Source organism: Tildeniella sp. (assembly GCF_059505325.1).
The window spans coordinates 1-25219 of sequence record NZ_JCACKI010000057.1 but is presented as its reverse complement, the minus strand read 5'-3'; the positions used below and the strand labels follow the sequence as shown (position 1 = coordinate 25219).

The window sequence follows — 25219 nt, the reverse complement described above, 5'->3', positions numbered from 1 at the left end:
AGGAGGCAGGAGGCAGGAGGCAGGAGGCAGGAGGCAGGAGGCAGGAGGCAGGAGGAAAACTGTATTGACTGAGCGCGGGAACCGATTGAAGTCGTGTAATCTAGTTTTTGTTTTCGTATAAAAACCCTGTTTTAGCTTTGACCGCTAAGATGAGTCTACGCAATCTCAAATGATTCTCTGTTGGCAGCAGACTAATCCCTCTAGGATACGGTTCCGAAAGACTATGCCGATATGTTTGGCATTGAGGGCATACTGACCATGCACGTGTTACTTCCATAACAGAGTCACTAAGGTCGATCGTCGATGACAAAACTCTCAAAAAAGTTACTCGAAGCCGTTCGCTGGCAATCGCTCACATTAGACTTCAGCCCTCAGTGTGGAGAATGTTACGCCACACACAAAGGTTCACTGAAAGTCGATGCGTTTGAAATTAAATGCTACAAGTCTTCCGATGGTATGGCTGCACTTGACATTGAAGATATAGAACGCTTCTTTCGCGGCTGCCCTAATTGCACGGCTCCGAGTGAGTGTCGTCACTGCAATCAGGTTAACGATGATCCCGATCGGCAACAGACTGCGGTTAAGCTGGAAGCAGAATCCTAATCCGACCTTGGACATGCTACTGAGTCAAGCTGGCTGGCTGGCAAAAGAGACTAGATGAACTGAAAGCCCACTGCTCTAGTAGAGTAATAAGATTCCATTGTGCGAATTAATTGAGACGGCATGACAATCAGTGTGGTTACGGGTGTCGCAGGTTTCATCGGTTCTAATTTGGCAGATGCCTTGCTGAAGCGGGGCGATCGTGTGATTGGGATCGACCATTTTAACGACTACTACAACCCACTCCTCAAACACAAAAACATTGCTCACCTAGCAAACCATCCCGCTTTTCAGCTTGTGAAAGCAGAGATACAGCAGGTGGATTGGTCTACTATTCTGCCTGAAGTGGATGTGGTCTATCACCAGGCGGCACAGGCGGGAGTCCGTGCCAGTTGGGGCAGTGGGTTTCGCACTTATACCGAACGTAATGTTAACGCGACTCAGACATTGCTAGAAGCGGCAAAAGAGGCAAAACAGCTCAAGCGTCTGGTCTTTGCCTCCTCATCCTCGGTGTATGGTGATGCAGAGACGCTGCCAACGCATGAAGCGATTTGCCCTCAGCCCGTTTCGCCTTACGGCATTACTAAGCTTGCCGCCGAACGGTTGTGTTTGCTCTACCACCGCAACTTTGGCGTACCTGTCACAGTTTTGCGTTACTTCACGGTGTACGGTCCTCGACAGCGACCCGACATGGCGTTTCACAAGTTCTTTAAAGCAGTCTTGGAGAACCAGCCGATCGCCGTCTATGGTGACGGGCAGCAAACACGAGATTTTACCTTTGTAAGCGATGCCGTAGCCGCAAATCTGTCAGCCGCAGCCACTCCAGAGGCGATCGGTGAAGTTTTTAACATTGGTGGCGGCAGTCGCGTGATGTTGACTGAGATACTTGAGACGATCGAGCAAATCGTTGGTGAACCATTCCGCCGGGAAATGATGCAGCACGCCGCAGGTGATGCCCGTCATACAGCCGCCGATGTCTCGAAGGCGCGTCATCTCCTGGGCTATGAGCCACAGGTAACGCTTCCAGAAGGGTTAGCGAAAGAGTGGGCGTGGATTAAAGCTCTCTACACCTGAAGCTAAAATGGTTCAGCATTCAGCTAAGGATCGTGGATCAAATCACCTGTCCTTTTGTAGGGTGCCTATAGCCGTTCCGGCATTCAAGAAAAGTGCAACGTAACTGCGACGCTGCTTGATTCACAGTTACAATCCTTACAACGCTTGGTTGGAGAATACGTCTTTAAATGTGTCGCTTAATGGGTTATCTTGGCTTACCAGTTCAGGTCGATCGCCTGTTGCTTAAGCCCGAGCATTCGCTGCTTGTACAAAGCTACAAACCCCGTGAAATGACGGCTGGGCTGATCAATGCCGATGGGTTTGGCATGGGCTGGTATCATCCACAGCACGATGTAGACCCCTTTACCTACAAAAACACGCTGCCGATTTGGAGCGATGTCAATCTGCCGAGCCTCAGTCGGTATATTGAATCGGGTTGTGTGCTTGCCAATGTCCGCAGTGCAACCCCTGGTCAGGCACTTGATCTCAGCAACTGCCAGCCTTTTCAGCATGGTCTCATCTTAGGTGTTCATAATGGCTATATCGAAAACTTCCGGCAAACGCTGTATCGACCGATCCGCGATCGCTTAAGCGATGCCAACTATCAGTCGATTGGCGGCAGTACCGACTCAGAGCACATCTTCGCATTGCTAACTAACACGCTGGACGCAAATCCTGCGATCGCATTAGCCGATGCGGTGCATGAAACGCTCACCACGTTATCCCACCTGGGACAGCAGCAGCAAACCGGGTTTTCTGCCAACCTGATTATTAGTGATGGGCAACAACTGGTGGCATCTCGATGTGCCAATCGTTCTCAGACACCCTCACTCTACTGGTTACGCGACGATCCACTGTTTCCGCAAGCCGTGCTGATTGCCTCTGAGCCGTTGTTTGCTGGCAACTGGATTGCCTGCCCTGAACACAGCCTCCTTACGGTGACTCATGACCTCGATATCCAAAGCCATTCAATCTGATGTTCTAGCCCACGCCGATCGCACACATGAGCGATCGCACCCCTCAGGCTCATTGCAAGCCCGACGCAATCAAATGAGGCAGCAAATGGAAGCGTGTCGTACTGCGACATTAGCGCTGTTCCAAACGGTCGATTACGAAGCATTCTGCCAGCAAGCGCACTCAGACTTTAGCCCGATCGGCTGGCACCTCGGTCACATTGCGTACACAGAATCTCTCTGGCTCCTGGAACATTTTGCTGGACGATCGCCGCAGTTTCCAGACTATCGCCGTCTGTTTGCAGCCGATAGCTTGCCGAAAGCAGAGCGCGTTTATCTACCTGACCTTGCTGAAGTACAAGCGTATCTTTCCACGGTTCGTGCAGCCGTTTTTGTGTATCTGGAAACGGCACCGCTGGACGAGCAAGAACGTCTCTGGCGCTGGTTATTACAGCACGAAAGTCAGCATGGAGAGACGATCGCGCTGGTGTTGGAGTTGATTAGAAGGCAGGAGGCAGAGAGCAGAGGGCAGGAGACAGGAGGCAGAAGGCAGGAGGCAGAAGGCAGGAGGCAGAAGGCAGGAGGCGAGGGAGGCGGGAGTCAAGGGAGGCAAAAGGCAGGAGAACTCAAAACTCAAAACTCAAAACCTCTTCTCCCCACTCCCCACTCCCCACTCCCCACTCCCCCATCCCCTATGCTCTGCATTCCCGCAGGCTCCTTTGAGTGTGGCAACGATTCGATCGAGGCGCTGGATAACGAACGTCCGGTGCATCGGGTCTATCTGGATACGTACTGGCTCGATCGCACCCCTGTCACCTGTGAAGAGTACGCCGTGTTTATGGCAGCAGGTGGCTATCAAGATCTGCGCTGGTGGTCAGCCGCAGGTTGGGAGTGGCTTCAAGCGGCTCTGGTAACGGAACCGCTGTATTGGTCTGATGCACCCGATCGCGCCTATCATCCCGTTTGTGGGGTGAGCTGGTACGAAGCCGATGCCTACGCTCGTTTTGTGGGGAAACGGCTACCGACTGAGGCAGAATGGGAAAAAGCGGCAAGCTGGCACCCGATCGCCCGCCAACGCCAAACCTATCCCTGGGGTGCATTAGAACCCAATGCTAACGACTGCAATGGCAATCATGCTGTGGGTCAAACAACGCCTGTGGATGCCTATCCTACTGGTGTCAGTCCCTCTGGCTGCTATGATCTGCTGGGCAACGTGTGGGAATGGACAGCGACCTGGTTCGATCGCTACGCAGGCTTTGAGGCATATCCGTATCGCGGCTATTCTGAAGCCTATTTCGACGGTCAGCATCGTGTGCTGAAGGGCGGCAGTTGGGCAACGCAAACGTCATCCATGCGCTGTGCCTTCCGCAACTGGTATCACCCTCACGTTCGCGAAATTCTCGCTGGCTTTCGCTGTGCGGCAGATATGCCGCGTTAAGGAACTGGGTTTCTGTAAACCGCTGCGACGACAGACCTCCGAGGTTTTGCCTTGCCAAATCAGCAAGTAGGAACCCAAATGTTGTGTTGAAGTACTTGAAAGTTGTATTTGAGTACCCAAACATTGTATTCAAGTACCCAAACATCGTGTTGAGGAACCCGAACGCCGTGTTGGAGTACTTGAAAGTCGCATTTGAGTACCCAAAACCTGTGTTTGGGAACCCAAAGGTTGTGTTCGAGTACCTAAAAGTCGTGTTGAGAAACCCAAATGCTGTGTTCAAGTACCTAAAGAGCCAATTTTGAAGAAATCTGCTGTTTTCCTGCTAAGAGAATAGATTCGAGTATTTTGAGGTAGTAATGATCACCTCGTGCAAAGCGACATGACGGACGTTTTCATTTCCTACTCGCGCAAGGATCAGGAGTTTGTGCAGACGCTCCACGAGGCTTTGAAGGCACACGATCGGGATACCTGGGTTGACTGGGAAGGCATTCCCCTCACTGCCGACTGGTGGCAGGAAATTGAACGGGGCATTGAGGCAGCCGATACGTTCATCTTTGTCATCAGTCCCGATTCGGTTGCGTCAAAAGTCTGCAATCAGGAGCTTGACCACGCTGTTAAGCATCACAAGCGGTTGGTGCCTGTCGTCAGACGCGAGGACTTTGACACGACGCAGACTCACGAGGCACTCAAACGGCACAACTGGCTGTTTTTCCGCGCAAGCGATGATTTTGACAACGCCTTTCAACGGCTGCTACAGGCGATCGACACTGACTTAGAGCACGTCCGACAGCACACACATATGCTGGTAAAGGCGATCGAATGGGACAGCAAAACCCGCAACCCCGATTTGCTGCTGCGGGGCAGTGAACTGGAGGCGGTCATTCAATGGCTGACACAAAACGCCGAAAAAGAACCGCGATCGACCGAACTGCAACGAGCCTACATCAACGAAAGCCGCAAAGTAGAAAGCGATTGGCAAGCAACGGAACTTCAGCGCGAGAAGAAAATCCGTCGAGCAACGACGATCGCGCTGGTCGCTGCTGTAGGTGGGTTAGCCGTTGCCACCGGACTGGGACTCTTTGCCTTCAGCCAGTACCGAGAAGCAAAAATCAATGAAATCAATGCCCTCAGCACTTCTTCAGATGCGTTGTTTAACTCCGATCGAACACTTGATGCTTTGATTGTGGCGTTAAAAGCTGCCGATCGCCTCAAAGCTGCGACTTGGGCAAGTAGTGATACACGGAATCAGTTGGCGATCGCACTACAGCAGGCAGTGTATGGGGTGAACGAACGAAACCAGCTACACGGGCATAGTGATGGTGTCAGAAGTGTTAGTTTCAGCCCGGATGGTAAGACCATTGCCACTGCCAGTGCTGACAAAACGGTGAAACTGTGGAACCTGCAAGGACAGGCACTTAAAACCCTCAAAGGACATAGTGATGGTGTCAGAAGTGTTAGTTTCAGCCCGGATGGTAAGACCATTGCCACTGCCAGTGCTGACAAAACGGTGAAACTGTGGAGCCTTGAGGGGCGAGAACTCAGAACTCTTAAAGGGCATAGTGATGCTGTTGATAGCGTCAGTTTCAGCCCGGATGGTAAAACCATTGCCACTGCCAGCGGGGACAAAACGGTGAAATTATGGAACCTGCAAGGACAGGCACTTAAGACCTTCAAAGGGCATAGTGATTGGGTCAACAGCGTCACTTTCAGCCCCGATGGCAAAACCATTGCGACTGCCAGTGATGACAGGACGGTGAAGCTATGGAACCTTGAAGGACAGGCACTCACAATCCTCAAGGGGCATAGTGATATGGTTACTAGCGTCAGTTTTAGCCCCGATGGGAAGTCAATTGCTACGACTAGTATTGACACCACGATGAAGTTGTGGAATCTCGCAGGTCAGGAGCTTAGAACCTTCAAAGGACACAGGGATTACATTTTTAGCGCTAGTTTTAACCCCAATGGCAAGACGATTGCCTCCGCTGGTTATGATGCCCTAAAGCTGTGGAACCTTGAGGGGCAGGAACTCAAAACGCTCAAAGGACATGAAGACTTGATTGCCAGCGTCAGTTTCAGCCCGGATGGCAAAACCATTGCCACTGCCAGCGACGATCAGACCGTAAAGCTATGGAATCTTGAGGGGCAGGAGCTTAAAACCTTTAAAGGGCACAGCGATTGGGTTCCTGGTGTGAGTTTTAGCCCGGGTGGCAAAACCATTGCTACTGCCAGCGACGATAAGACCGTGAAACTGTGGAATCTTGAGGGGCAGGCACTCAAAACATTTAAAGGTCACAGTGATCAACTCAGTAGCGTCAGTTTTAGCCCCGATGGTAAGACCATTGCTACTGCTAGCGAAGACAAAACGGTGAAGCTATGGAACCTGCAAGGACAGGCACTCAAAACGCTTAAAGGGCATAGTGATTGGGTTAACAGTGTCAGTTTCAGCCCTGATGGCAAGATGATTGCTACTGCCAGCGAAGACAAAACGGTGAAACTCTGGAACTTGCAGGGACAGCAACTTAAAACGCTTAAAGGGCATAGCAAAGAAGTCTATAGCACCAGTTTCAGCCCCGATGGCAAGACGATTGCTACTGCCAGCGAAGACAAAACGGTGAAACTCTGGAACTCGCAGGGGCAGGAACTTAAAACGCTTGAAGGTCACAGTGATGCTGTTGAGAGCGTCAGTTTTAGCCCCGATGGGCAAACCATTGCTACTGTCAGCGGCGACAAAACTGCAAAGCTATGGAATCTTGAAGGACAGGAACTGAAGACCCTTAGAGGTCATGCTAGTTACCTTAGTAGCGCCAGTTTCAGCCCGGACGGTAAGACGATTGTTACCGCTAGTTTTGACAGCACAGTGAAACTATGGAACCTGGAGGGACAGGAACTCAAAACGCTTCAAGGGCATAGTTCTTATGTCTTAAATGCTAGTTTCAGCCCCGATGGAAAAACGATCGCCTCTTCCAGTGCTGACAAAACCGTCAAACTCTGGAATGCTGAAACTCTGAACTTTGATCAACTCGTTGCACGGGGCTGCAACTGGGTGCGTGGCTATTTGACCTACAATCCTGATGTGAAAGAGAACGATCGACACATTTGCGACGGCATCACCAGCAAAACGTGAAAAGGCGATCGCGGTTAGGGTAAGGGCGATCGCCGTTTTTACAGATCTTGGCAAACGGTTTTACGGCTAGGCAGGAGAGCGCAATCAGGTGGGGTAAGGGTGATCGCCACCACTCAACAATTGATTGAATACTGTAACTCCCCGATAGAAAGCGCAAACCAACGATGGATGGCAAAATAAAAGAGCGATCGCTCTTAGAGAGGAACGAGGATGCTTGAAATCCGTAAGCACTATGTTTTAGATGAAAATCAACACCCGATCGCGGTGCAGATTGCGATCGCAGATTTTGAGCAAATTGAAGAAATTCTTGAAGACTTTGGCTTAGTCAAATTGATGGAAGCCACAGAGGACAGTGAGCACCTTTCTAAGGTTGATGCGTTGGCATACTATCGATCGCTGAAAGAGCAGCATGTGGACAGTTGAGTATACGAAACGATTCTTGAAAGACCTTGCTGCGATGCCTGCTGAGATCCAAGCTCGTGTGGAACCGATTGTCTTTAAAGCATTGGAGTCAGACAATCCTTTTGAGTTGGGCTACTTACAGAAGATGAAGGGCTACGCTGGCAAGTATAAAATTCGGGTGGGTGACTACCGCATTGGCATTACCGTTACCAAAGAAACCCGAACGCTACTTTGTGAAAGAATTGCTCATCGCAGAGAAATTTACAGACTCTTCCCTTAATGATCAGAGATAGTCTAGTCCATAGCACCATCTTTGACGATCAACTTCCTTGCAGATCTCGGCAAACGGTTTCACGGCTAGGCAGGTAAGGGCGATCGCGTCAAACCGTGTCTTCTATCATTGGGTCTTCAAGCAACATCCCTCGCTGCTGTGCTGCTGCACCCAGACGACGATCGATTGTCGCCAGCGGTAGTCCCTCACGCATCGCCAGTGCCAGATAAGCGGCATCATACGCGGCTAAACTTCCTTCACGAGCGATCGCAATTGTTGCATCAATTGATGCTTGATCGGTATTCACATCAACAAAAATAGGCAGCGATCGTAGGAGCATCAATGCCTTGGCTGCCTGTATTTGCGTGACCCGCTGTCTCCGCTCAGCTACCAGCAACACGTTAACGATTTCTAGCCAAAGAATACCTGGAACAATAGCTTCTACATCGTCTGAAAGTAGAAGCAAAACAGCATCCGCATAGGTATTACTTTCATCGCCAAAACACCAACTTATGGCAACAGAGCAATCCAGTACCAGGCGCATTAAAAACGTCGCCCTTCTTCGCGCAGTGCTTCGATCGTTAGCTTACCCAGCAACATTTTCTGCCGAAGATTGCTAAAGCCTTTGACTGCTGTAGACAAGCGCTGAACCACATGTGCTTGTGAAAATTCGTTGCGGCTGGAGTCTGCCTGTCTCTCTAGCTGGTCGCGCATTTGAGTCGCTTTTCTTCCAGCGACTTCCCAGCCATCAGATTTGGATGTTGACTCTGTTTGCATACTATTTCCAGGTTCATCTTTCGGCATAGACTACTTGCAGTTTACCACTCGGTTCAGGATTACTGGTCTCATCACCCGTATACGAAGCCAGTTATGGTAGCGCCAATCGCCTCTTCGTAAGATTACGACGGCGATTCGGATGCCTCTTTTCCAAACTTGCCAACGTTGCTGAGTTAGCCGATCGAAGACGCGCCATCACCAGCAAAAAGTGAAAAGGCGATCGCGGTTAAGAGGGCGATCGACGTTTCTGCGGGTCTTGGCAAACGGTTTCACGGTGAGAAGTGGGGGCGATCGCCTTGCATGGAGCACTACCGACCAATAAGTTTGTCGCGCAGATGTTTGATTCTGTCTCGATATTTCGCGGCTTCTTCAAACTCCATTTTTTTCGCGGCTTCTTTCATCTGCGCTTCGAGTTGGGTGATGAGTGCGGGAATATTTTCGAGGGGCAGATCTTGTGAATGTTCGTAGACTTGCTCTAGCTCCTGAGCGTTCAGGCGGCGGGATACATCCAGAAAGGTCAGAATTGAGTTGCTGGTACGTTTAATAATCGAGACAGGGGTGATGCCGTGTTTCTCGTTGTATTCGCTCTGAATGGCGCGGCGACGTTCGGTTTCGCTGATGGCTTTTGCCATGCTGTCGGTCAGGTTATCGCCGTAGAGAATTGCCTGTCCTTTGACGTGTCGGGCAGCGCGTCCGATCGTCTGGATGAGCGATCGCTCTGCCCGCAAAAACCCTTCCTTATCAGCATCTAAAATGGCGACGAGTGAAACTTCAGGCAAATCTAAGCCTTCCCGTAACAGGTTCACACCAATGAGGACATCAAACTCACCGTTGCGGAGGTCTTGGAGAATTTCGATGCGCTCGATCGAGTTGATCTCCGAATGCAAGTAGCGAACCTTCACACCGCGTTCCTGGAAGTACTCGGTCAAGTCTTCTGCCATCCGCTTAGTTAACGTTGTGACGAGAACACGTTCCTGTAAAGGAATGCGCTCTTGAATTTCGTGCAGGAGATCGTCCACCTGTCCCGTTGTGGGGCGCACGAAAATTTCAGGGTCAAGCACACCTGTAGGGCGAATGATCTGTTCCACAACATGCCCCGTGCCCTGAATGTAGCCCTTTTTACCCGCTTCCGTTTCGCTCTCAAACTTGCCGTCTGATTGGTCTAACTCCCATTCGCCTGGAGTAGCGGAGACAAAGACGCACTGGTTCACTTTGCTCCAGAATTCTTCCGCCTTAAGGGGACGGTTATCTGCCGCGCTGGGCAACCGAAAGCCGTGCTCAATCAGCACTTTCTTGCGCGCCTGATCGCCGTTGTACATGCCGCGCAGTTGGGGAATGGAAACGTGCGATTCGTCGATGACCAGCAGCCAATCTTTCGGGAAATAGTCGAGCAGGCATTCAGAGGGTGAACCCGCGTTGCGTCCAGCAAGATGGCGCGAGTAGTTTTCCACACCGTTGCAAAAGCCGACTTCACGCAGCAGTTCTAGATCGTAGCGGGTACGTTGCTCTAATCGCTGTGCTTCCAGGAGTTTGCCGTCTTTCTCCAGGTCTACCAGACGGGCTTTCAGTTCCTGCTCGATCGCCTCACACGCAACCTGTAATCTCTCTTCTGGGGTGACAAAGTGACGAGCGGGATAGATGTTCACGCCATCCATGCTTTGCATCGTGGCACCTGTCACCGGATCAACATAGCGAATCGCGTCGATTTCGTCGCCAAAAAACTCTACCCGAATGATGCGATCTTCGTAAGCAGGACCGATCTCCAGTACGTCCCCTTTGACCCGAAATTTGCCTCTACCAAGATCCAGGTCATTGCGTGCATATTGTACAGAGACTAAATCACGAATGATTTGACGAGGGTTCATTTCTTCGCCTACGCGCAGAGGGATCGACGCTTTCAAATATTCCGAGGGAATCCCCAAGCCATAGATGCAGCTAATCGATGCAACGACGATGACATCGCGCCGCTCAAAGAGCGATCGCGTTGCCGAATGGCGCAGCATATCGATCTCTTCGTTAATCGAAGCCGTTTTTTCGATGTAGGTATCCGTAACGGGAATATATGCTTCGGGTTGATAGTAGTCGTAATAGCTAATGAAGTACTCAACCGCGTTATCGGGAAAGAACTCACGCAACTCGTTGCAAAGCTGCGCCGCCAGCGTTTTGTTATGCGCGAGCACCAGTGTCGGTCTACCGAGTTGTTCAATCACACGCGCCATGGTGTGCGTCTTCCCGGTACCCGTCGCACCGCGTAGCGTCTGGTAATGGTTGCCTGCCTGGATGCTGGCGATCAGACCTTTAATCGCTTTGGGCTGGTCGCCAGTCGGCTCAAAAGGGGCTTGAATCTGAAACTGTGCCATAGGGTTCACTACCGTCAACTGAAGAGAAGGGGCAGATTCTTCTCCATAATGACGAATTTTGAGGCAGATTGCCGGATGGTCATCCATCCAGCCACAGGCATGGTGTACCATACTCATAACGAGTACGGCTTATCCAGTCTTCTGCACAGCAACCGTAACCCAATGGCGGGTGTAATGTTTGTGTAAGACTGCTGCCTTTGCGTGTTGTCGGACAACCACATTTTGAGAGAGCTAAATTTATGCTGCCTAACCATGAAGGACAAAAAGTTCCCAACGTCACGTTTCGGACACGTCAAAACAACGAATGGGTTGATGTAACGACCGACGACCTGTTTGCTGGCAAGACAGTTATCGTGTTTTCACTACCGGGTGCGTTTACGCCAACCTGTTCTTCGACGCATCTACCAGGCTATAACGCGCTGGCAAGAGCCTTTAAGGACAATGGTGTCGATGACATTATTTGCCTTTCGGTGAATGACACGTTTGTGATGAACGAGTGGGCAAAAGACCAGGAAGCTGACTATATCAAGCTGATCCCCGATGGCAATGGTGAGTTTACCGATGGTATGGGACTGTTGGTGGACAAGACAGATTTGGGCTTTGGTAAGCGATCGTGGCGCTATTCCATGCTGGTGAAGGATGGCGTGATTGACAAAATGTTCATTGAGCCAGAAGAACCCGGCGATCCGTTCAAAGTGTCGGATGCTGACACCATGCTCCGCTACATCAACCCGGAAGCCGCGAAGCCCAAATGTGTCTCTATCTTTACAAAAGTCGGCTGTCCGTTCTGTGCCAAGGCTAAAGCGATGTTAAAAGAGCATAACCTGGACTATGAGGAACTGGTCTTGGGTAAAGATTTTACAACCCGATCGCTGCTGGCTGTAGCAAGCGCCACCACCGTCCCCCAGGTTTTTATTGATGGCAGGCTAATTGGCGGTTCTGAAGCGCTGGAGGCTTACTTCCAGGCAGCATAAGTGTTCCGGTCGAGCGCTGAGAAGATGTTCTGTAACGTTGCCGAAACGGCAATGAATGATTGCGACACCGTGCGCTCGACCGCACTTCAGTATGATCACCGAGGCTTCACGGGACTTTACGAAGGTTTTACAGAACGCTCCGGGATATCACTATTACTCTGAGAAGTAAGTAATCAATCCCGATGAAGTCGAGCTATGAAACCTCTGTACTGTGCGATCGCTACCTCAGCTATGCTTGCTTTGCTGACTGTGCTTGCTCCCCAAGCGAGGGCTGACGACGACGTTCGGAGCACTGCTTATGAGCAAGGTCGTGCGGCTGGTCGGGCATGTGCCGCGGCTGGTCCATCCTGTGAGAAGTTTGCTTACCCTCATCCCTCCACTACGACTGATGCCGCTGGTAACACGTCTGAAAATCAGATTACTGAGGCTCAGGCACTCGACAATACTGATTACGTTGCTGGATTTATCGTCGGAAAATCTGAAGCTAACAGTAAATAGACGTATCTTTGTGGGTCAGGGTTGCCGTTAAGGTATGCCATCAGTGATTGGCAGCCGATCGACACTAGTTGCTAACGGTTGAACCCAGGTAGAGCAGCTATTTCTCACCGTTTGACTGCTTTGATCGCCTGATGAATTTGGTGCAGTAGCTCTGGCATGGGTAACGATGCAGGCAGCACTTGGGTCGCAATTTGCCTGAGTGCTTCTGGCAGAGGCGCGATCGCGTCCAAAGCACCTGTTTTGTGATCGCTACGGTGGTCTAACACCAGAATCGGGGGGCGTTTGGGTAATTGCTGAAGCGCCAGGAGCATGGGTATGGTGAATGCCTGGGCGATCGCATCTGTCCAACAAATGAGCAACACATCGACGCTACGAGACTCCAACTGCTGAAGCACCTCTTGCCAGGAGCGCCCAATTGAGCCACGCAAATCTGCCGCATGCAGGTATTGTGTGAGCGCCCGCAGCCACTCCATTTCTTTAGGAAAGCTATCTAAGCCACGCTCTGGTGCATCATGACGAGTTGGCGTTTCCAGCGTCATGGGAAGCGTAAGTGCATCTAGCGCCAGCACCAAGGGTCGCCAAGCATACCCAGCCGCAATCTGGATCACCTGTAACAGTGCAGAGGTGGAAACGTTTAGCGCGATCGAAGACGGTGCCTTCGGTGTCGATAGACAGGGAAAGACCAATAATCCCTGTGCCTGGTTTGCTGCCTGAGAAGTCGCTTGATCGATCGTGACCAGCGGTAACGAAGCGAGAAAGATGTGCTGGCAATACTGCTGAAAGTACGAGGCTCCATCGGCTAATGTGCCGTCCAACAAGACGACATTCGGCTTCCATACACGTGCCAGTAGCTCTGCCTGTTCCAGGTCATCTGCCTCTAAGATGCGATATTGACACGAATACAACAGCCCACTTAAGTCTGCGGCTAGGGGTTGATGGGGGCTTGACCAGGTACCAGGGCTGAGCCGTAAAACCGTCAGAACAGCCGTAAGGGGCGGATTCAGTTTTGCGTCTTGGCGGTCAATTACTAGCTGCTGAAGGCGTTTTTGAAGCACTCTCGGCTGGATTGGCAAGCTGAGCAAGCTGTCTGCCTGCCGTTGGCGTGCTTGCTCTTCGTCAACCTTTGTTGCCATGACCACAACTGGGATCTGCTGGGTTTCTGCGCTCGATTTAAGTAGGGTCAGGACATCCCAACCCGATAGTAATGGCAGCACCGGATTGAGAAAAATAATGCATGGTTGCAAGCGACGCGCTTTTTCTAAGGCTTCGGTGCCTGAGCGAGCAATCACAACCCGATAGCCCAACCCCATCAGCTCATCAGAAAGCGTTTCAATTAACTGCGGAACGGCTTCCACAATCAGAATCAACTGACTGCGCTGCGAGGCAGACACACTCAATGCGCCGCTGCCAGTCGGTAACGACGGCAATCTCTCTGGCGAATGAGGCATTGTGCCTTGAGCGTCCAGCGATCGTTCAGAGACGCTGCTCTCCAACGCATCTTCAAGCATGGAGGGATTGGCAACCGCATCAGGAGGCGCGTGGGTTCGCGGTGGGTTGGGCGGCAGTAAAATCGTAAATTGACTGCCTTCCCCTTCTTTAGAAATAAACGTAACATCACCACCGTGCAGTCGCGCCAAGCGTTGTGTGAGTACTAACCCTAAGCCTGTGCCTTCAAAACGACGCGTCAGGGGATTTTCTAGCTGCTGAAATTTCTGAAAAATCAAATGCTGTTTTTCAGCCGGGATGCCAATACCTGTATCCCAAACAGTGAGAGCAATCCAGCCGCCCCAGCGACCCACTTTTAGCCCGATCGGGTCGTGCGATTCGGTGAACTTGAGCGCATTAGAGAGCAAATGGACGAGCATTTGGCGGAGCCGCTGTTCATCCGCCATTAGTAGCCCTAGCCCAGGTTCTAGCGCGAGCGCAAACGCTGGTTGAGCAGCCACTGGTTCCGCCTGAGTACTTTCTTGAAGCTGAAGTTGCTGTGCTTGCTCAAACGCACGCTGACACACTGTCGCTAGATCGACTGGCTCTAGAACCAGCTCTAGCTGCCCGGTTTCCATACGAGTCAGATCGAGAATATCGTTCACAACCGCCATCAGGTGACGACCACTCTGGTGGATCAGCTGAGCGTAGTGAACCTGGCGCGGGTTTAGCGTACCCAGGGTTTGGTCTTTGAGCAAGCTAGACAGCCCTAGTACGGCTGTCAGAGGTGTTCGCAGTTCGTGACTAATGCAAGCGAGAAATTCATCTTTAAGGCGATTGAGCTGAATCAGGTCGGCATTCTTAGCGGTGAGTTCCCTGGCAAGTTGCTGCTGCTCAGTCACATCCTGTGCCAAGATCAGCCAGAGTTCTTCAGCCGCTGGGACTAGGGAGGCAGAGGCAATCTCAAGGCTCCGATCGATAGCATTGCGGTGATGACTGTTCTGTGTCTGCCCGGTAGATGAACCGTCATGGATCGTAGACAGCAGGGCAGCCAGTCGGAATAGTTGGGAAGGGGAATCCAGGTCGCGGCTAAATTCTGTTTCAACGGCGGTGGCTAACGTCTGCGCTCGATCGCCCAACGCTAAAGCAGATTGAGAGGAAAGTGTACCCAGCGGAATACGCACGAATTGTAAAACTTGTTCCTGCCCACCTTTAAGCGGACAGACGCAGATACAGGTGCCGGGTTTTGACCCCAACTGGCACGAACTTGCGCCCAAGGAAAGCGATGCTGCCTCAGCATTGGCAGCACTCAAGCCGTCGTCACTCAGATAGGGTTTTTCTGGGGGTCTTTCTGGTTTGCTCGCTCCAGTGAATGCTTCTAGCGCTGTGAGGGATGGCAGCGATCGTGCCGTCCAGACTTCAGGCTGAGCTATACCAGTGGATGGTGGCTCCAGGGATGACCACATCGCTTGTTCTGACGGCGGCAGCACAACAGACGGTTCAACCAACGGCATTTCTAGAAGTGTGGCAACTTCCTGTCGGAGCCAACCAGGATCGAGCAGCTCACTAATCTGGGTGCGCCAGATGGAGTTTTGCGCCAGCATCTGCCCATCACGGGTTTGCAGCATCACTGGCAGAGGTAGATGCTCAATCAACTCACGTAACAGCGGACTTAAGGGTAACGATGATCGTTCGGGCAAAGCGCCGATCGCTGGCTCTGCGTCAACCTTGACGGCACTCAACAGCGTGGAGTGCGTGGTCAAAAACTGTAATAGCCGTGCGCTATCCAGCAAGCCCAAAAAGCTGCCCTCAGCGTTTGCCAATGCATAGCAAGCATGGGGCTGCTGCTGCAAGTGCGGTAAGAACGCATCGATCGCCAGATCCGCCGCCAATACCAGCAGTGGTTCTACAATCGAGGGCGTAATCTCTAGCAGCGGCAGATCGGCGGCAAGCTCTCGGCGATCGCCCAATGCTGTAGGCAGGTGGCTTAACAATCCAGAAGCGACTAAATGATGCAGCAAATGCCGCGCACTGACCCAACCGATCGCGTGGTGATACTCATCAACCAACACCAATCGGTCACGCGCTTCGTTAGTTGGTGCATTGTCTGACTGCCCCAAGTCTGACTGCCCCAAATCTGACTGCCCCAAAATTGCTAACGCTTCCGTCAGACGTGCGGTTGCCAAACAACATGGTACAGACTCAACAAAGGCTTGGAGACAAGGAATACTTAAAACCATGTAACGCTTGTCTGTAAGAACGGTGATACAAAGCAGGCAACGCTGCAACAGAGCAATTGCCGCAGGCGTAACGGTTTAGTGAAAGGGCTTGCACATCTGCTAGCTGAATAGTACGGCGAGCGTTGAGTGCAAAAGCAGCACTGTGATCAAATGTAGGCTTAAGGCAAAAATTGGTGCAACGATCACAGCTTATGCTTCATTATGACTCCCTACAGGAATGGTAGGGTCAGCGTGCGCTTGTTTGTAACTATAGTTAATTGAGTGCTAAAATCTTAATGAAAATTAAAGCTTTTTGTGGTCTCGTGGTGAAAAGCTTTAAGTCAACTAATCAATAAGCACCGTCTGCTCAAAATGTCAGGTTTTAGACCGTTTTGCACCAACCTCCGCTTACCCCTCAACGTTCTAAGCTCTCGATCGGTATTTTCCTTGAGTCTGAAACGCTGACTCAGGCACTTTCACAGCGGCTTGATCACGATCGTCATCTTGTGAATCTGATCACATCGAGCAGTGGGTTTTTCAGCTTTGTTGAGCAAGAAAAGCAGCGTCTTGATTGCCTGATTCTGCACGGCACCCCGGACTTACTACAGATTACCCATCGGCTCCACGGTCAGGCAACGCTCCTTCCAGCAGTGGTCGTAGGAGAATCTGGCGCGGCGGCAAAACAAGCTGCTGAGAGCGGTCAGACTGCTCCGGAGGAGACAAGCACGACCCAAGCCGTCGCTCATCTGGGGCTTGCGTTTGCTTATCACACCGCTGAAGTTTGGATTACGACCGAGCAATTCAACGCCATCGGTGACTATATTGAGCGGGCGATCGATCAATTCCTTCACCTTTCACCGACCTGTCGCCTGAGCAACACGCTCTCCACAGTCGATTTAGCGACTGACGTAACCGCTCAGAATTTTCTCATGCTGCAACAGCGACGGCTATCCGACAAACTTAAAGAGCGTCTGGGCTACCTCAGTGTTTACTACAAACGGAATCCACGCCATTTCTTTCGCTACATGACAGCAGTACAGCGGCAAGAAATGCTGGAGCAACTCCGTCATGAGTACCGCGAGATTGTTCTAAGCTACTTTGGGGAAGACAGCGCTCTCAATCAGCGCATTGATGAGTTTGTCAACTCTGCCTTTTTTGCCGATATAGCCACATCGCAAGTCGTAGAAATCCACATGGACTTGATGGATGAGTTTGCGAAACAGCTAAAATTGGAAGGGCGCAGCGATGACATTCTGCTTGATTATCGTCTGACGCTGATTGACACGATCGCGCATTTGTGCGAAATGTATCGGCGGTCTGTACCGAGAGAAGCATAAGTCTGAGTGGTAAGTGAAAGGTAACGTGTAGAGTCGCTTTTGTGATGAAGAGCGCGCACCGAGATGATCGAGCCAGCGACCCAATTTTTATCTTTAGAGAATCTCTTTTATGAGTTCCCTTAAACAAACCTACATCCTCAAGCTCTACGTGGCTGGGAATACGCCAAGCTCAATTCGGGCGCTAAAAGTGTTGAACGAAATCCTTGAGAAAGATTTTCAGGGTGTTTATGCACTGAAAGTCATTGATGTCTTGAAAAATCCTCAACTTGCTGAAGAGGATAAAATTCTAGCGACACCAACGCTATCTAAAATTCTGCCGCCCCCTGTTCGCAAAATCATTGGTGATTTGTCCGATCGCGAAAAAGTGCTCATTGGTCTCGATCTTTTGTATGAAGAACTGCGGGATGAGGCGGTTGAATTGCCAGAGTAAGCAACAGGCAGTTAATATACAGTTTTTATGCTAGATATAGCGAAATCGTTGATTAGTTTTAGACATTCTCTTTAGCAAGCTCTCATGAACCAACTGAACCAAAATGCACCGAATGGCGAATACAATATTCCAGGTGTGCAAAAAATACGCACCATGATTGAGGGGTTTGACGACATTAGCCACGGTGGTTTACCCACAGGTCGTACGACACTGATTAGCGGGACATCGGGCACAGGTAAGACCTTATTAGCCATTCAGTTTTTGTATCACAGTATTGTTGATTTCGATGAAGCGGGTATTTTTGTCACGTTTGAAGAATCCCCTGCTGATATCATTAAAAATGCGTTCAGCTTCGGTTGGGATCTACAGAAATTTATCGACGAAGGCAAGCTTTTTATTCTAGACGCATCGCCTGATCCTGAAGGTCAAGATGTAGCTGGCAATTTTGATCTGTCAGCGTTGATTGAGCGGATTCAATACGCGATCCGCAAATATAAAGCGCGACGAGTGTCGATCGATTCAGTCACGGCTGTCTTCCAGCAGTATGATTCGGCGGGTGTGGTACGGCGCGAGATTTTTCGCCTTGTGGCTCGCTTAAAACAAGTCGGTGCTACAACCTTAATGACCACTGAGCGCGTAGAAGAATATGGTGCCGTAGCGCGATTTGGCGTAGAAGAATTTGTCTCAGACAATGTGGTGATTATCCGTAATGTGCTGGAAGGGGAACGTCGTCGTCGGACGATCGAGATCCTCAAACTGCGCGGTACAACCCACATGAAAGGTGAATATCCTTTTACAATTACGAATCATGGCATCAATATCTTCCCGTTGGGTGCAATGCGTTTAACGCAGCGATCGTCCAATGTACGAGTCTCGTCTGGGGTCAAAACGCTTGATGAAATGTGCGGCGGCGGCTTCTTCAAAGACTCGATTATTTTGGCAACGGGGGCTACAGGTACGGGCAAAACCATGATGGTCAGCAAGTTTTTGCAAGATGCCTGTCAACGGGGCGATCGTGCCATTTTATTTGCCTACGAAGAGTCTCGTGCCCAGTTATCTCGCAACGCCTACTCTTGGGGCATTGACTTTGAAGAACTGGAGCAAAAAGGAGTACTGAGAATTATTTGCGCCTACCCAGAATCAGCAGGTTTAGAAGACCATCTGCAAATTATCAAAACCGAGATTGCTGAGTTTAAGCCGTCTCGGATTGCGATCGACTCCCTCTCTGCTCTGGCGCGTGGTGTCAGCAACAATGCCTTTCGTCAGTTTGTGATCGGTGTGACTGGGTTTGCTAAACAAGAAGAAATTACGGGCTTTTTTACTAACACCTCTGACCAATTCATGGGGTCTCATTCGATTACTGACTCCCATATTTCTACAATCACTGACACTATTTTGATGCTGCAATACGTTGAGATTCGCGGTGAAATGGCGCGGGCAATTAACGTATTTAAGATGCGTGGTTCCTGGCATGATAAGGGCATTCGTGAATATACCATCAGCGAACGTGGTCCCCAAATTAAAGACTCGTTCCGCAACTTTGAGCGCATTATTAGTGGCTCACCCACTCGCATTGCTGTCGATGAAAAGAGCGAACTATCGCGGATTGTTAAAGCGGTGCAGCCGAAGGATGAAGATTGAAGAGCGGAGTTTGAGAACGAGTGCGATCGTCAACGCATGAATCTGCAATCTAAACTAGAAACGGCAATTTAGCGCTCCAATCTCTATGCCTACGGAAGTGGTCGAAATTCTCTCAGCCGAAGAAGTCCGTCGCACGGTGACCCGTCTGGCATCGCAGGTCATTGAGCGATCGAACCTCTCTCAACTTGTGCTGCTGGGCATCTATACACGAGGGGTCAACCTGGCAGACATGCTGGCACGTCAGATTGAGATGCTAGAGCAAGTTTCGGTGCCTGTTGGGGCGATCGACATTACCTTTTACCGCGACGATCTGGATACGATCGGCATCCGCACGCCTGCAAAAACGGAGATCCCCTTCGATCTCTCTGGCAAAACCGTGGTGCTGGTGGATGATGTTATTTTCAAGGGACGCACGATTCGCGCTGCCCTCAATGCGGTGAACGACTATGGTAGACCGGAAGTGATTCGGTTAGTCGTGCTGGTTGATCGCGGGCATCGAGAAGTGCCCATTCACCCCGACTTTATCGGCAAACAGCTTCCGACCGCCAAAGAAGAACAGGTCAAGGTTTATCTCCAGGATGTGGATGGGCGCGATGGGGTGGAGCTAATCAGGGTGTAGGGGGTAGGGTGTAGGGGGTAGGGAACATACATTCTGTACCCCACACCCTATACCCCACACCCTACCCCCTCACATCATGGACACCCAGATTCGTAAAGCCGACCACCTCCGCATTTGCCTGGATGAAGACGTGCAGTGCCGCCAGGTGAGCAATGGGCTAGAGCGCTATCGGTTTACTCATTGCTGTTTACCGGAGATCGATCGTGCCGACATCAGCTTGAGTAGTCTGTTTTTGGGTAAATCGCTTCAGGCACCGCTGTTGATTTCGTCGATGACGGGCGGTACAGAGTTGGCTAAAACGATCAATCAAAGGCTGGCAGCAGTGGCTCAGCAGTATGGTCTGGCGATGGGGGTTGGCTCTCAGCGCGTGGCGGTTGAAGATCCCACGATCGCAAGCACGTTTGCAGTACGATCGATCGCGCCTGATATTGCGCTGTTTGCCAATCTGGGCGCTGTGCAGCTCAACTATCGCTACGGGCTGGATGAGTGTCGTCGAGTCGTAGAGACGCTGGAGGCTGACGCGCTCATTCTGCATCTCAATCCACTTCAAGAATGTGTGCAAACCAGCGGCGACACCAATTTTCGGGGCTTGCTCGAAAAAATTGCTGATCTTTGCGAAACGGTTTCTGTGCCAGTGATTGCTAAGGAGGTTGGTAACGGTATTTCAGCAGCAATGGCAACCAAACTCATTGAGGCAGGAGTGGCAGCGATCGACGTAGCAGGTGCAGGTGGCACTTCCTGGGCACTGGTCGAAAGTGAACGCGCGACCGATCCCCGTCAGCGTCGGCTGGGCAAGACTTTTGCCGATTGGGGCTTACCCACTGCCATGTGCGTTACAGAGGTAAGAGCGATCGCCCCTCACATTCCTCTCATCGCCTCTGGTGGTTTACGCGATGGACTGGAAGCAGCCAAGGCGATCGCGCTAGGCGCTGATCTCGCAGGTATAGCGCTGCCCTTTCTACAGGCGGCGTACGAATCAGAGGAGGCTTTGTATGAGTTGGTCGATATTCTGCTGGCTGAACTAACCACAGCCATGTTCTGTACGGGCTGTAAGCGGCTTGGAGACCTGCGATCGCCCGGAGTCTTGCAAAAAATTTGATGCCATCCAGTCTGCAACCAAAACCCTTGACGAGGAGTTTTTTGTAGCGGTTCCCAAGCAAATGAAGTACAACCGCACAGAGTTAGAGGACAGAAGCAAAGAGGATCACAGTTTTCCTCCTGCCTTCTGCCTTCTGCCTCCTGCCTTCCGCCTTCTGCCTTAAGAACTTGTACCGCACTCAAACGAGAGCCGCCATAACTCTCACCAGGGCTTTTAGGCAACAAGTGTTCAGAGTTAATCTACAAGCTGTTAACTGATGGCATGTACTGGCTCTTGCTGCCGCTGTGGCTGCTCATGCGACTCTAGAGCGGCTCTACCGTGTTCAGTCGCACGCAGTTCACGATCGTTGATCTCTGGCTCCTTGGTGTACACCGAACCCAAAAGCACGTTGAGCACACCGCCATCATCTGCCTGACGTACAGCACGATGGGTAATCAGTTCGCCCACATTCAGGATGACATGATCCTGCGGGTCGAGAATGACACGTGTGACAGGGCGACCCAATGCTTGCTCAATGCGCTGCTGCTTGATGGCACGGGCACTCCGCCCTTGCAATTCCTTCACCTTCTCCTGGAGAGTTTGCCAGAAACTGCTCAAGTTTTCTTGTGCCAGGGCAGTGCGATCGCGTAGCTGCGATCGACCCTCTAACCAGGCTTCATCGGCACTAGAGCGAGCGGCTTCGGCTGGTGCTAAGCCCACCGCGTTCAACAAGTCAGTTTCTTTACCATACGCTTGAGCATCACTGATGACAGAGCTAGTCACGATCTGTCCGGGTGCAGCAATGATGAAGCCCTCTGCTGTTTGTACTATACGTAAGACGCGCCGACCGTTTGCCTGGTCGATGGAGGCGCGTGCTGCCAGTCCATCTACTGAGCGACGAAGCGCTTCAGCGGTGCTCTGAGTTGCGCCCTGGATGCGATCGCTGACCATTGCTGCTGTTTGCTGCACGTCTGCTGCTGCTTGCTGCATATTGCGACTGAGGGGATCAGTCACACTGCCACCTGTAGCGACGTAAAGTGCGTCCAGCATCCCTAGCTGTTCGGCTCGTTCAACCAAATCAAGGGTCACTTCTTGCCCTTGCAGCACCAGGATCGTGTTGTCTGGCGTGAAAAGATCGCACTCTGTACGGCGACCAACCACAAATAGCCGCTGTTCAGCCGGATCGACCAGCTTATTAGTGAATGTAGAGGTGGTACTGCGATCGAAGTCTTGAAACGTACTGTTGGCAGTTTGCAAACCGCTAGTTGCAGTTTCGCCAGCCGTTTGCAGCGCTGTACTGGCAGCCTGTCCAGCCTCTTGAAGCTTCGTACTAGCTACTTCAGCCGATGCCTGTAGCGTACGGTTAGCAGCGTCTGCTGTTTCTTGCAGTCTACGGTTTGCTGTCTCAGCCGACTCTTGCAGCCTTCCACCAGCCGCTTGCACACCGCCTTTCAGTCCGCCGACTTGCTCTCGCATCAACGCAGCCGTTTCGGTTGGCACAAACGCAACGTCGCGTCCAATCTTCAGTGTTTTCGGGGCTGGTACAAACGATCGACCAGAGTACACATCGGAGAACAACCCACCAGACGACTCATAGCCCGCAACAGCGCCAGAGCGGTTATCAAAAAACAGATCGACCAAGGTGCCGAGATCCAGCCCATCAGTTGTGAGAATCTTGGTGCCTTTCAACACATTGTCATGACGCAAGATGGCTTTAATTTCGGGATGTTTGTGCGCTCTCGAAACCGACTCCTTGGAGTTGACCACAATGGCATCAGCACCGATCGCCAACACTTCTTCTAAAGGAATCACTTTCGCATCACGAAAGATGCCCTTTTCTTGCACTACAAACCCCAAAATTTGATTGCTTTCTTGGTCAAAAATCAGGTCGTAAATGCGTTCAATCTTTAAACCCGTGTCGTAGGTAACGACCACTTTGCCGATGACATCACTACCCTTACGCATTGCTTTTATCCCTCATGACTCCTGTTAAACTGTTTTCAACGATTGGTTTGTGTCAAGCCAAATTAACGATTGCTGTGAGCGATCGCGTGTTCTTCAACAACCCGGCTTTGCAGCGGACTGTAGCGCTCGTCACGACCAAAACCAGGTACAGCATTGACTGCGCCGATGTACTCCAGTGTGATACCTGCGATCGCTGCCAATATCAGCAAAGCGGCAATGTTTTCGCCAGTATGAGACTGCTTTCCAACAAGTCGTGGCATTAATTCCTTCCTACGTTTAAATGTTTGCTCAGCATGTTTCTTTAGCCAAGCCATTGCTTAAGATTAGAGAACTAAAATTTGACTTCCCACTATCAATCGAAGTATCTTTTGCTACTATTAGCTCTGCATTCAGACAGAGAATACTTATTACGTGGAGAGTAGAGGCATTGAAGTGTGGTTGCTAACTTGAAGCGTAAAGCTCGAGAGAAATTGAGGACTAGCTTTCAGCTCTCAGCTCTCAGCTTTCAGCTTTCAGCTCTCAGCTCTCAGCTATGAGTGAGGATTAAACGCTGACCGCTGACCGCTAACCGCTCCCCCAAGCATGAATTTCTTTAACCTTGACACTGACGATCGCCCCCTCGATATACTGCGCCAACTGAGTGATCTGCCTGAATCTCGATCACAAAATCTGCTTTACCTGGCTGTGCCATCAACGGTTTGATGAATAACTCAGGGTGCAGCGCTTTCCAAAAGTACTCGACGAAGGCATCGGTTTCGGCATCGCTCATACCCGGTTTGCCCGCTGCCCGCATCTGCTGTTCTGCCTGTTTGCGCCACTGCTGGCTGAGACGGTAATCGACTGGCTGTAGCACAATCAGGCTGTCTAACCGTTCCCAAAGGGGCAGGTAATTGTCTAGTTTGGCATTCATGTCGCGGGCAAAGGTGCGATCGACTTCGGTAATAATGGGCGCGATCGGCGCATCAAAAACGGCTGGATCGACCGGACGAACGCCGACAAACCAGCCTTCAAACAGTACAAGATCCACATTAGCAACCAGTTCTGGCTCAACGCGATCGCCTGCGCCATTGTGCAGTGATTTGTCAAAGCGAGGGATGGCGATCGGCTGCTTCGATCCGGTCTGACACAGTGCGTCTAGCGTTTGGATGCCTAAGTCAACGTCATGGCTTCCGGGTGGACCACGCCAGATCAGACGAGGGTCTGCTTCACGCAAGCGCTGGCGATCGCTGTAGGTCTTGTAAAGGTCATCCAAGGAAAGACTGAGGGTTTTGTAGCCTAATGCCTCAAGCACTAGCGTCAAGATCGCTCCCAAGGTTGTTTTACCCGTTCCCTGCCCGCCCAAAATGCCTTGAATCCACGGGCGATCGTGTGCCCGACGTTGGTCTGCTAACCAGATTGATAGCGGCAGCCATAAATTCCATAGGGTCTCAAACAAATTGCTAGAAAGCTGTGGATATGGTTGGCAAAACTGTTCAATTTGTGGATAAACGGCTTGCAGCAAGCGCGATCGCGCCTCTAGTTCCGCCTTCACAGTTTCTGCTGTGATGTCAAACGCGATCGCCCGTGGGGTATCCCGCAACGCCTGGTCTTCTAGCTGCTGCCACGCGTCTGCTGACAGTGATGCGCCACTTGCCAAGCGCGCCACCCATGTGGTCAATCCATGATTAGAAGCCATCCATAGCCGTCCTAAATCATTGATGAAAAGTATGTAGTGGTTTCAGCAATCAGCGGTCAGCGGTCAGTTTGGACGTGAGTGCTAAGTGCTGAAAACTGAGGGCTGAAAGCGAACCCAGCGCAACTTTCACAAAGCAAATAGGATCGCTATATAACTAAGAGGACGTTTTAAAAGTCCGTATACTTGTAGCCTTGGCGACTGAAGTCGCGGCTACACGGACAAAACCTGCCGTCGCAGGTTATAAAGCCCTCGCGTTTCGGTAGTCCGTGTCGGCGGACTTTGTTTACGTAGTCGCGGTTTTAACCGCCAGACGCTTTTCAAACAGCCTCTAAGCTCGACTTTGTCCATTGTGAAGGGGAGGAAAGGTAGCAAAATCAGGA

At 51.2% G+C, this 25219-nt stretch carries 22 protein-coding genes; 14 read left to right on the top strand and 8 right to left on the bottom strand.

Annotated features, from left to right (window positions below; translation table 11 throughout):
• Positions 1-303 precede the first annotated feature (303 nt).
• From AC5JO6_RS20520 to AC5JO6_RS20500, 5 genes are all read left to right on the top strand, one after another.
• Positions 304-603: a hypothetical protein gene (locus AC5JO6_RS20520; protein ID WP_496082897.1), complete on the top strand. Its 300-nt coding sequence runs from the start codon at positions 304-306 to the stop codon at positions 601-603.
• A 120-nt stretch (positions 604-723) separates the two neighbouring features.
• Entirely contained in the window at positions 724-1674 is a 951-nt protein-coding gene (locus AC5JO6_RS20515) for an NAD-dependent epimerase/dehydratase family protein (protein WP_496082896.1), read from the top strand.
• 167 nt (positions 1675-1841) lie between these two features.
• Positions 1842-2630, top strand: a complete 789-nt coding sequence (gene egtC, locus AC5JO6_RS20510) for an ergothioneine biosynthesis protein EgtC (protein ID WP_496082895.1) — start codon at positions 1842-1844, stop codon at positions 2628-2630.
• Positions 2631-2715: 85 nt separating this feature from the next.
• Complete coding sequence (locus AC5JO6_RS20505; RefSeq protein WP_496082899.1) at positions 2716-4044, top strand: SUMF1/EgtB/PvdO family nonheme iron enzyme; 1329 nt, start codon at positions 2716-2718, stop codon at positions 4042-4044.
• A gap of 379 nt (positions 4045-4423) precedes the next feature.
• The gene (locus AC5JO6_RS20500; protein ID WP_496082894.1) at positions 4424-7168 is read left to right on the top strand and encodes a WD40 domain-containing protein; all 2745 of its coding nucleotides are present in this window, start codon (positions 4424-4426) and stop codon (positions 7166-7168) included.
• On the opposite strand, the gene AC5JO6_RS20495 is transcribed toward AC5JO6_RS20500, so the two are convergent.
• A complete protein-coding gene (locus tag AC5JO6_RS20495) occupies positions 7152-7343 on the bottom strand; it encodes a hypothetical protein (RefSeq protein WP_496082893.1) in 192 nt (63 codons plus the stop codon). The two genes, AC5JO6_RS20500 and AC5JO6_RS20495, sit on opposite strands and share 17 nt — an antisense overlap.
• Before the next feature lie 35 nt (positions 7344-7378).
• On the opposite strand from AC5JO6_RS20495, the gene AC5JO6_RS20490 reads away from it, so the two are divergent.
• Both AC5JO6_RS20490 and AC5JO6_RS20485 read left to right on the top strand, forming a co-directional pair.
• Positions 7379-7591: a RelB antitoxin-like protein gene (locus AC5JO6_RS20490; protein ID WP_496082892.1), complete on the top strand. Its 213-nt coding sequence runs from the start codon at positions 7379-7381 to the stop codon at positions 7589-7591.
• On the top strand, positions 7578-7850 hold the full coding sequence (locus AC5JO6_RS20485; RefSeq protein WP_496082891.1) for a type II toxin-antitoxin system RelE family toxin: 273 nt from the start codon (positions 7578-7580) through the stop codon (positions 7848-7850). The genes AC5JO6_RS20490 and AC5JO6_RS20485 overlap by 14 nt, the downstream gene beginning before the upstream one ends.
• A 100-nt stretch (positions 7851-7950) precedes the next feature.
• Here the strand turns inward: AC5JO6_RS20485 and AC5JO6_RS20480 are convergent, their stop codons facing one another.
• The 3 genes from AC5JO6_RS20480 to uvrB all read right to left on the bottom strand — a co-directional run bounded on the left by AC5JO6_RS20480 (position 7951) and on the right by uvrB (position 10978).
• Positions 7951-8385 carry a type II toxin-antitoxin system VapC family toxin gene (locus tag AC5JO6_RS20480; protein WP_496082890.1) on the bottom strand — a complete coding sequence of 145 codons (435 nt, stop codon included), beginning with the start codon at positions 8383-8385 and terminating at the stop codon, positions 7951-7953.
• The gene (locus AC5JO6_RS20475; RefSeq protein WP_496082889.1) at positions 8385-8645 is read right to left on the bottom strand and encodes a hypothetical protein; all 261 of its coding nucleotides are present in this window, start codon (positions 8643-8645) and stop codon (positions 8385-8387) included. The genes AC5JO6_RS20480 and AC5JO6_RS20475 overlap by 1 nt, the downstream gene beginning before the upstream one ends.
• A 281-nt stretch (positions 8646-8926) precedes the next feature.
• Entirely contained in the window at positions 8927-10978 is a 2052-nt protein-coding gene (gene uvrB / locus AC5JO6_RS20470) for an excinuclease ABC subunit UvrB (RefSeq protein ID WP_496082898.1), read from the bottom strand.
• Between the two features lie 239 nt (positions 10979-11217).
• Here uvrB and AC5JO6_RS20465 point away from each other — a divergent pair, with 239 nt between their 5' ends.
• Both AC5JO6_RS20465 and AC5JO6_RS20460 read left to right on the top strand, forming a co-directional pair.
• A complete protein-coding gene (locus tag AC5JO6_RS20465) occupies positions 11218-11952 on the top strand; it encodes a glutathione peroxidase (RefSeq protein WP_496082888.1) in 735 nt (244 codons plus the stop codon).
• 195 nt (positions 11953-12147) lie between these two features.
• Entirely contained in the window at positions 12148-12450 is a 303-nt protein-coding gene (locus tag AC5JO6_RS20460) for a hypothetical protein (RefSeq protein ID WP_496082887.1), read from the top strand.
• Between the two features lie 104 nt (positions 12451-12554).
• Here AC5JO6_RS20460 and AC5JO6_RS20455 read toward each other — a convergent pair whose 3' ends face one another.
• Entirely contained in the window at positions 12555-16061 is a 3507-nt protein-coding gene (locus AC5JO6_RS20455) for an ATP-binding response regulator (RefSeq protein WP_496082886.1), read from the bottom strand.
• Positions 16062-16486: 425 nt separating this feature from the next.
• Between AC5JO6_RS20455 and AC5JO6_RS20450 the strand changes: the two genes are divergently transcribed.
• The 5 genes from AC5JO6_RS20450 to fni all read left to right on the top strand — a co-directional run bounded on the left by AC5JO6_RS20450 (position 16487) and on the right by fni (position 21220).
• Complete coding sequence (locus AC5JO6_RS20450; protein ID WP_496082885.1) at positions 16487-17431, top strand: circadian clock protein KaiA; 945 nt, start codon at positions 16487-16489, stop codon at positions 17429-17431.
• Between the two features lie 109 nt (positions 17432-17540).
• Positions 17541-17861 carry a circadian clock protein KaiB gene (kaiB, locus tag AC5JO6_RS20445; protein WP_496082884.1) on the top strand — a complete coding sequence of 107 codons (321 nt, stop codon included), beginning with the start codon at positions 17541-17543 and terminating at the stop codon, positions 17859-17861.
• Between the two features lie 84 nt (positions 17862-17945).
• On the top strand, positions 17946-19502 hold the full coding sequence (gene kaiC, locus AC5JO6_RS20440; RefSeq protein ID WP_496082883.1) for a circadian clock protein KaiC: 1557 nt from the start codon (positions 17946-17948) through the stop codon (positions 19500-19502).
• Between the two features lie 85 nt (positions 19503-19587).
• Positions 19588-20121, top strand: coding sequence for a bifunctional pyr operon transcriptional regulator/uracil phosphoribosyltransferase PyrR (gene pyrR / locus AC5JO6_RS20435; RefSeq protein ID WP_496082882.1), 534 nt, complete (start codon positions 19588-19590; stop codon positions 20119-20121).
• 76 nt (positions 20122-20197) lie between these two features.
• Positions 20198-21220: a type 2 isopentenyl-diphosphate Delta-isomerase gene (gene fni / locus AC5JO6_RS20430; RefSeq protein ID WP_496082881.1), complete on the top strand. Its 1023-nt coding sequence runs from the start codon at positions 20198-20200 to the stop codon at positions 21218-21220.
• 249 nt (positions 21221-21469) lie between these two features.
• On the opposite strand, the gene AC5JO6_RS20425 is transcribed toward fni, so the two are convergent.
• The 3 genes from AC5JO6_RS20425 to AC5JO6_RS20415 all read right to left on the bottom strand — a co-directional run bounded on the left by AC5JO6_RS20425 (position 21470) and on the right by AC5JO6_RS20415 (position 24839).
• Positions 21470-23164, bottom strand: coding sequence for a PRC-barrel domain-containing protein (locus tag AC5JO6_RS20425; RefSeq protein ID WP_496082880.1), 1695 nt, complete (start codon positions 23162-23164; stop codon positions 21470-21472).
• Between the two features lie 62 nt (positions 23165-23226).
• On the bottom strand, positions 23227-23424 hold the full coding sequence (locus AC5JO6_RS20420; protein ID WP_496082879.1) for a hypothetical protein: 198 nt from the start codon (positions 23422-23424) through the stop codon (positions 23227-23229).
• Between the two features lie 332 nt (positions 23425-23756).
• Positions 23757-24839, bottom strand: a complete 1083-nt coding sequence (locus AC5JO6_RS20415) for a glycerate kinase (protein WP_496082878.1) — start codon at positions 24837-24839, stop codon at positions 23757-23759.
• Between the last annotated feature and the right edge of the window lie 380 nt (positions 24840-25219).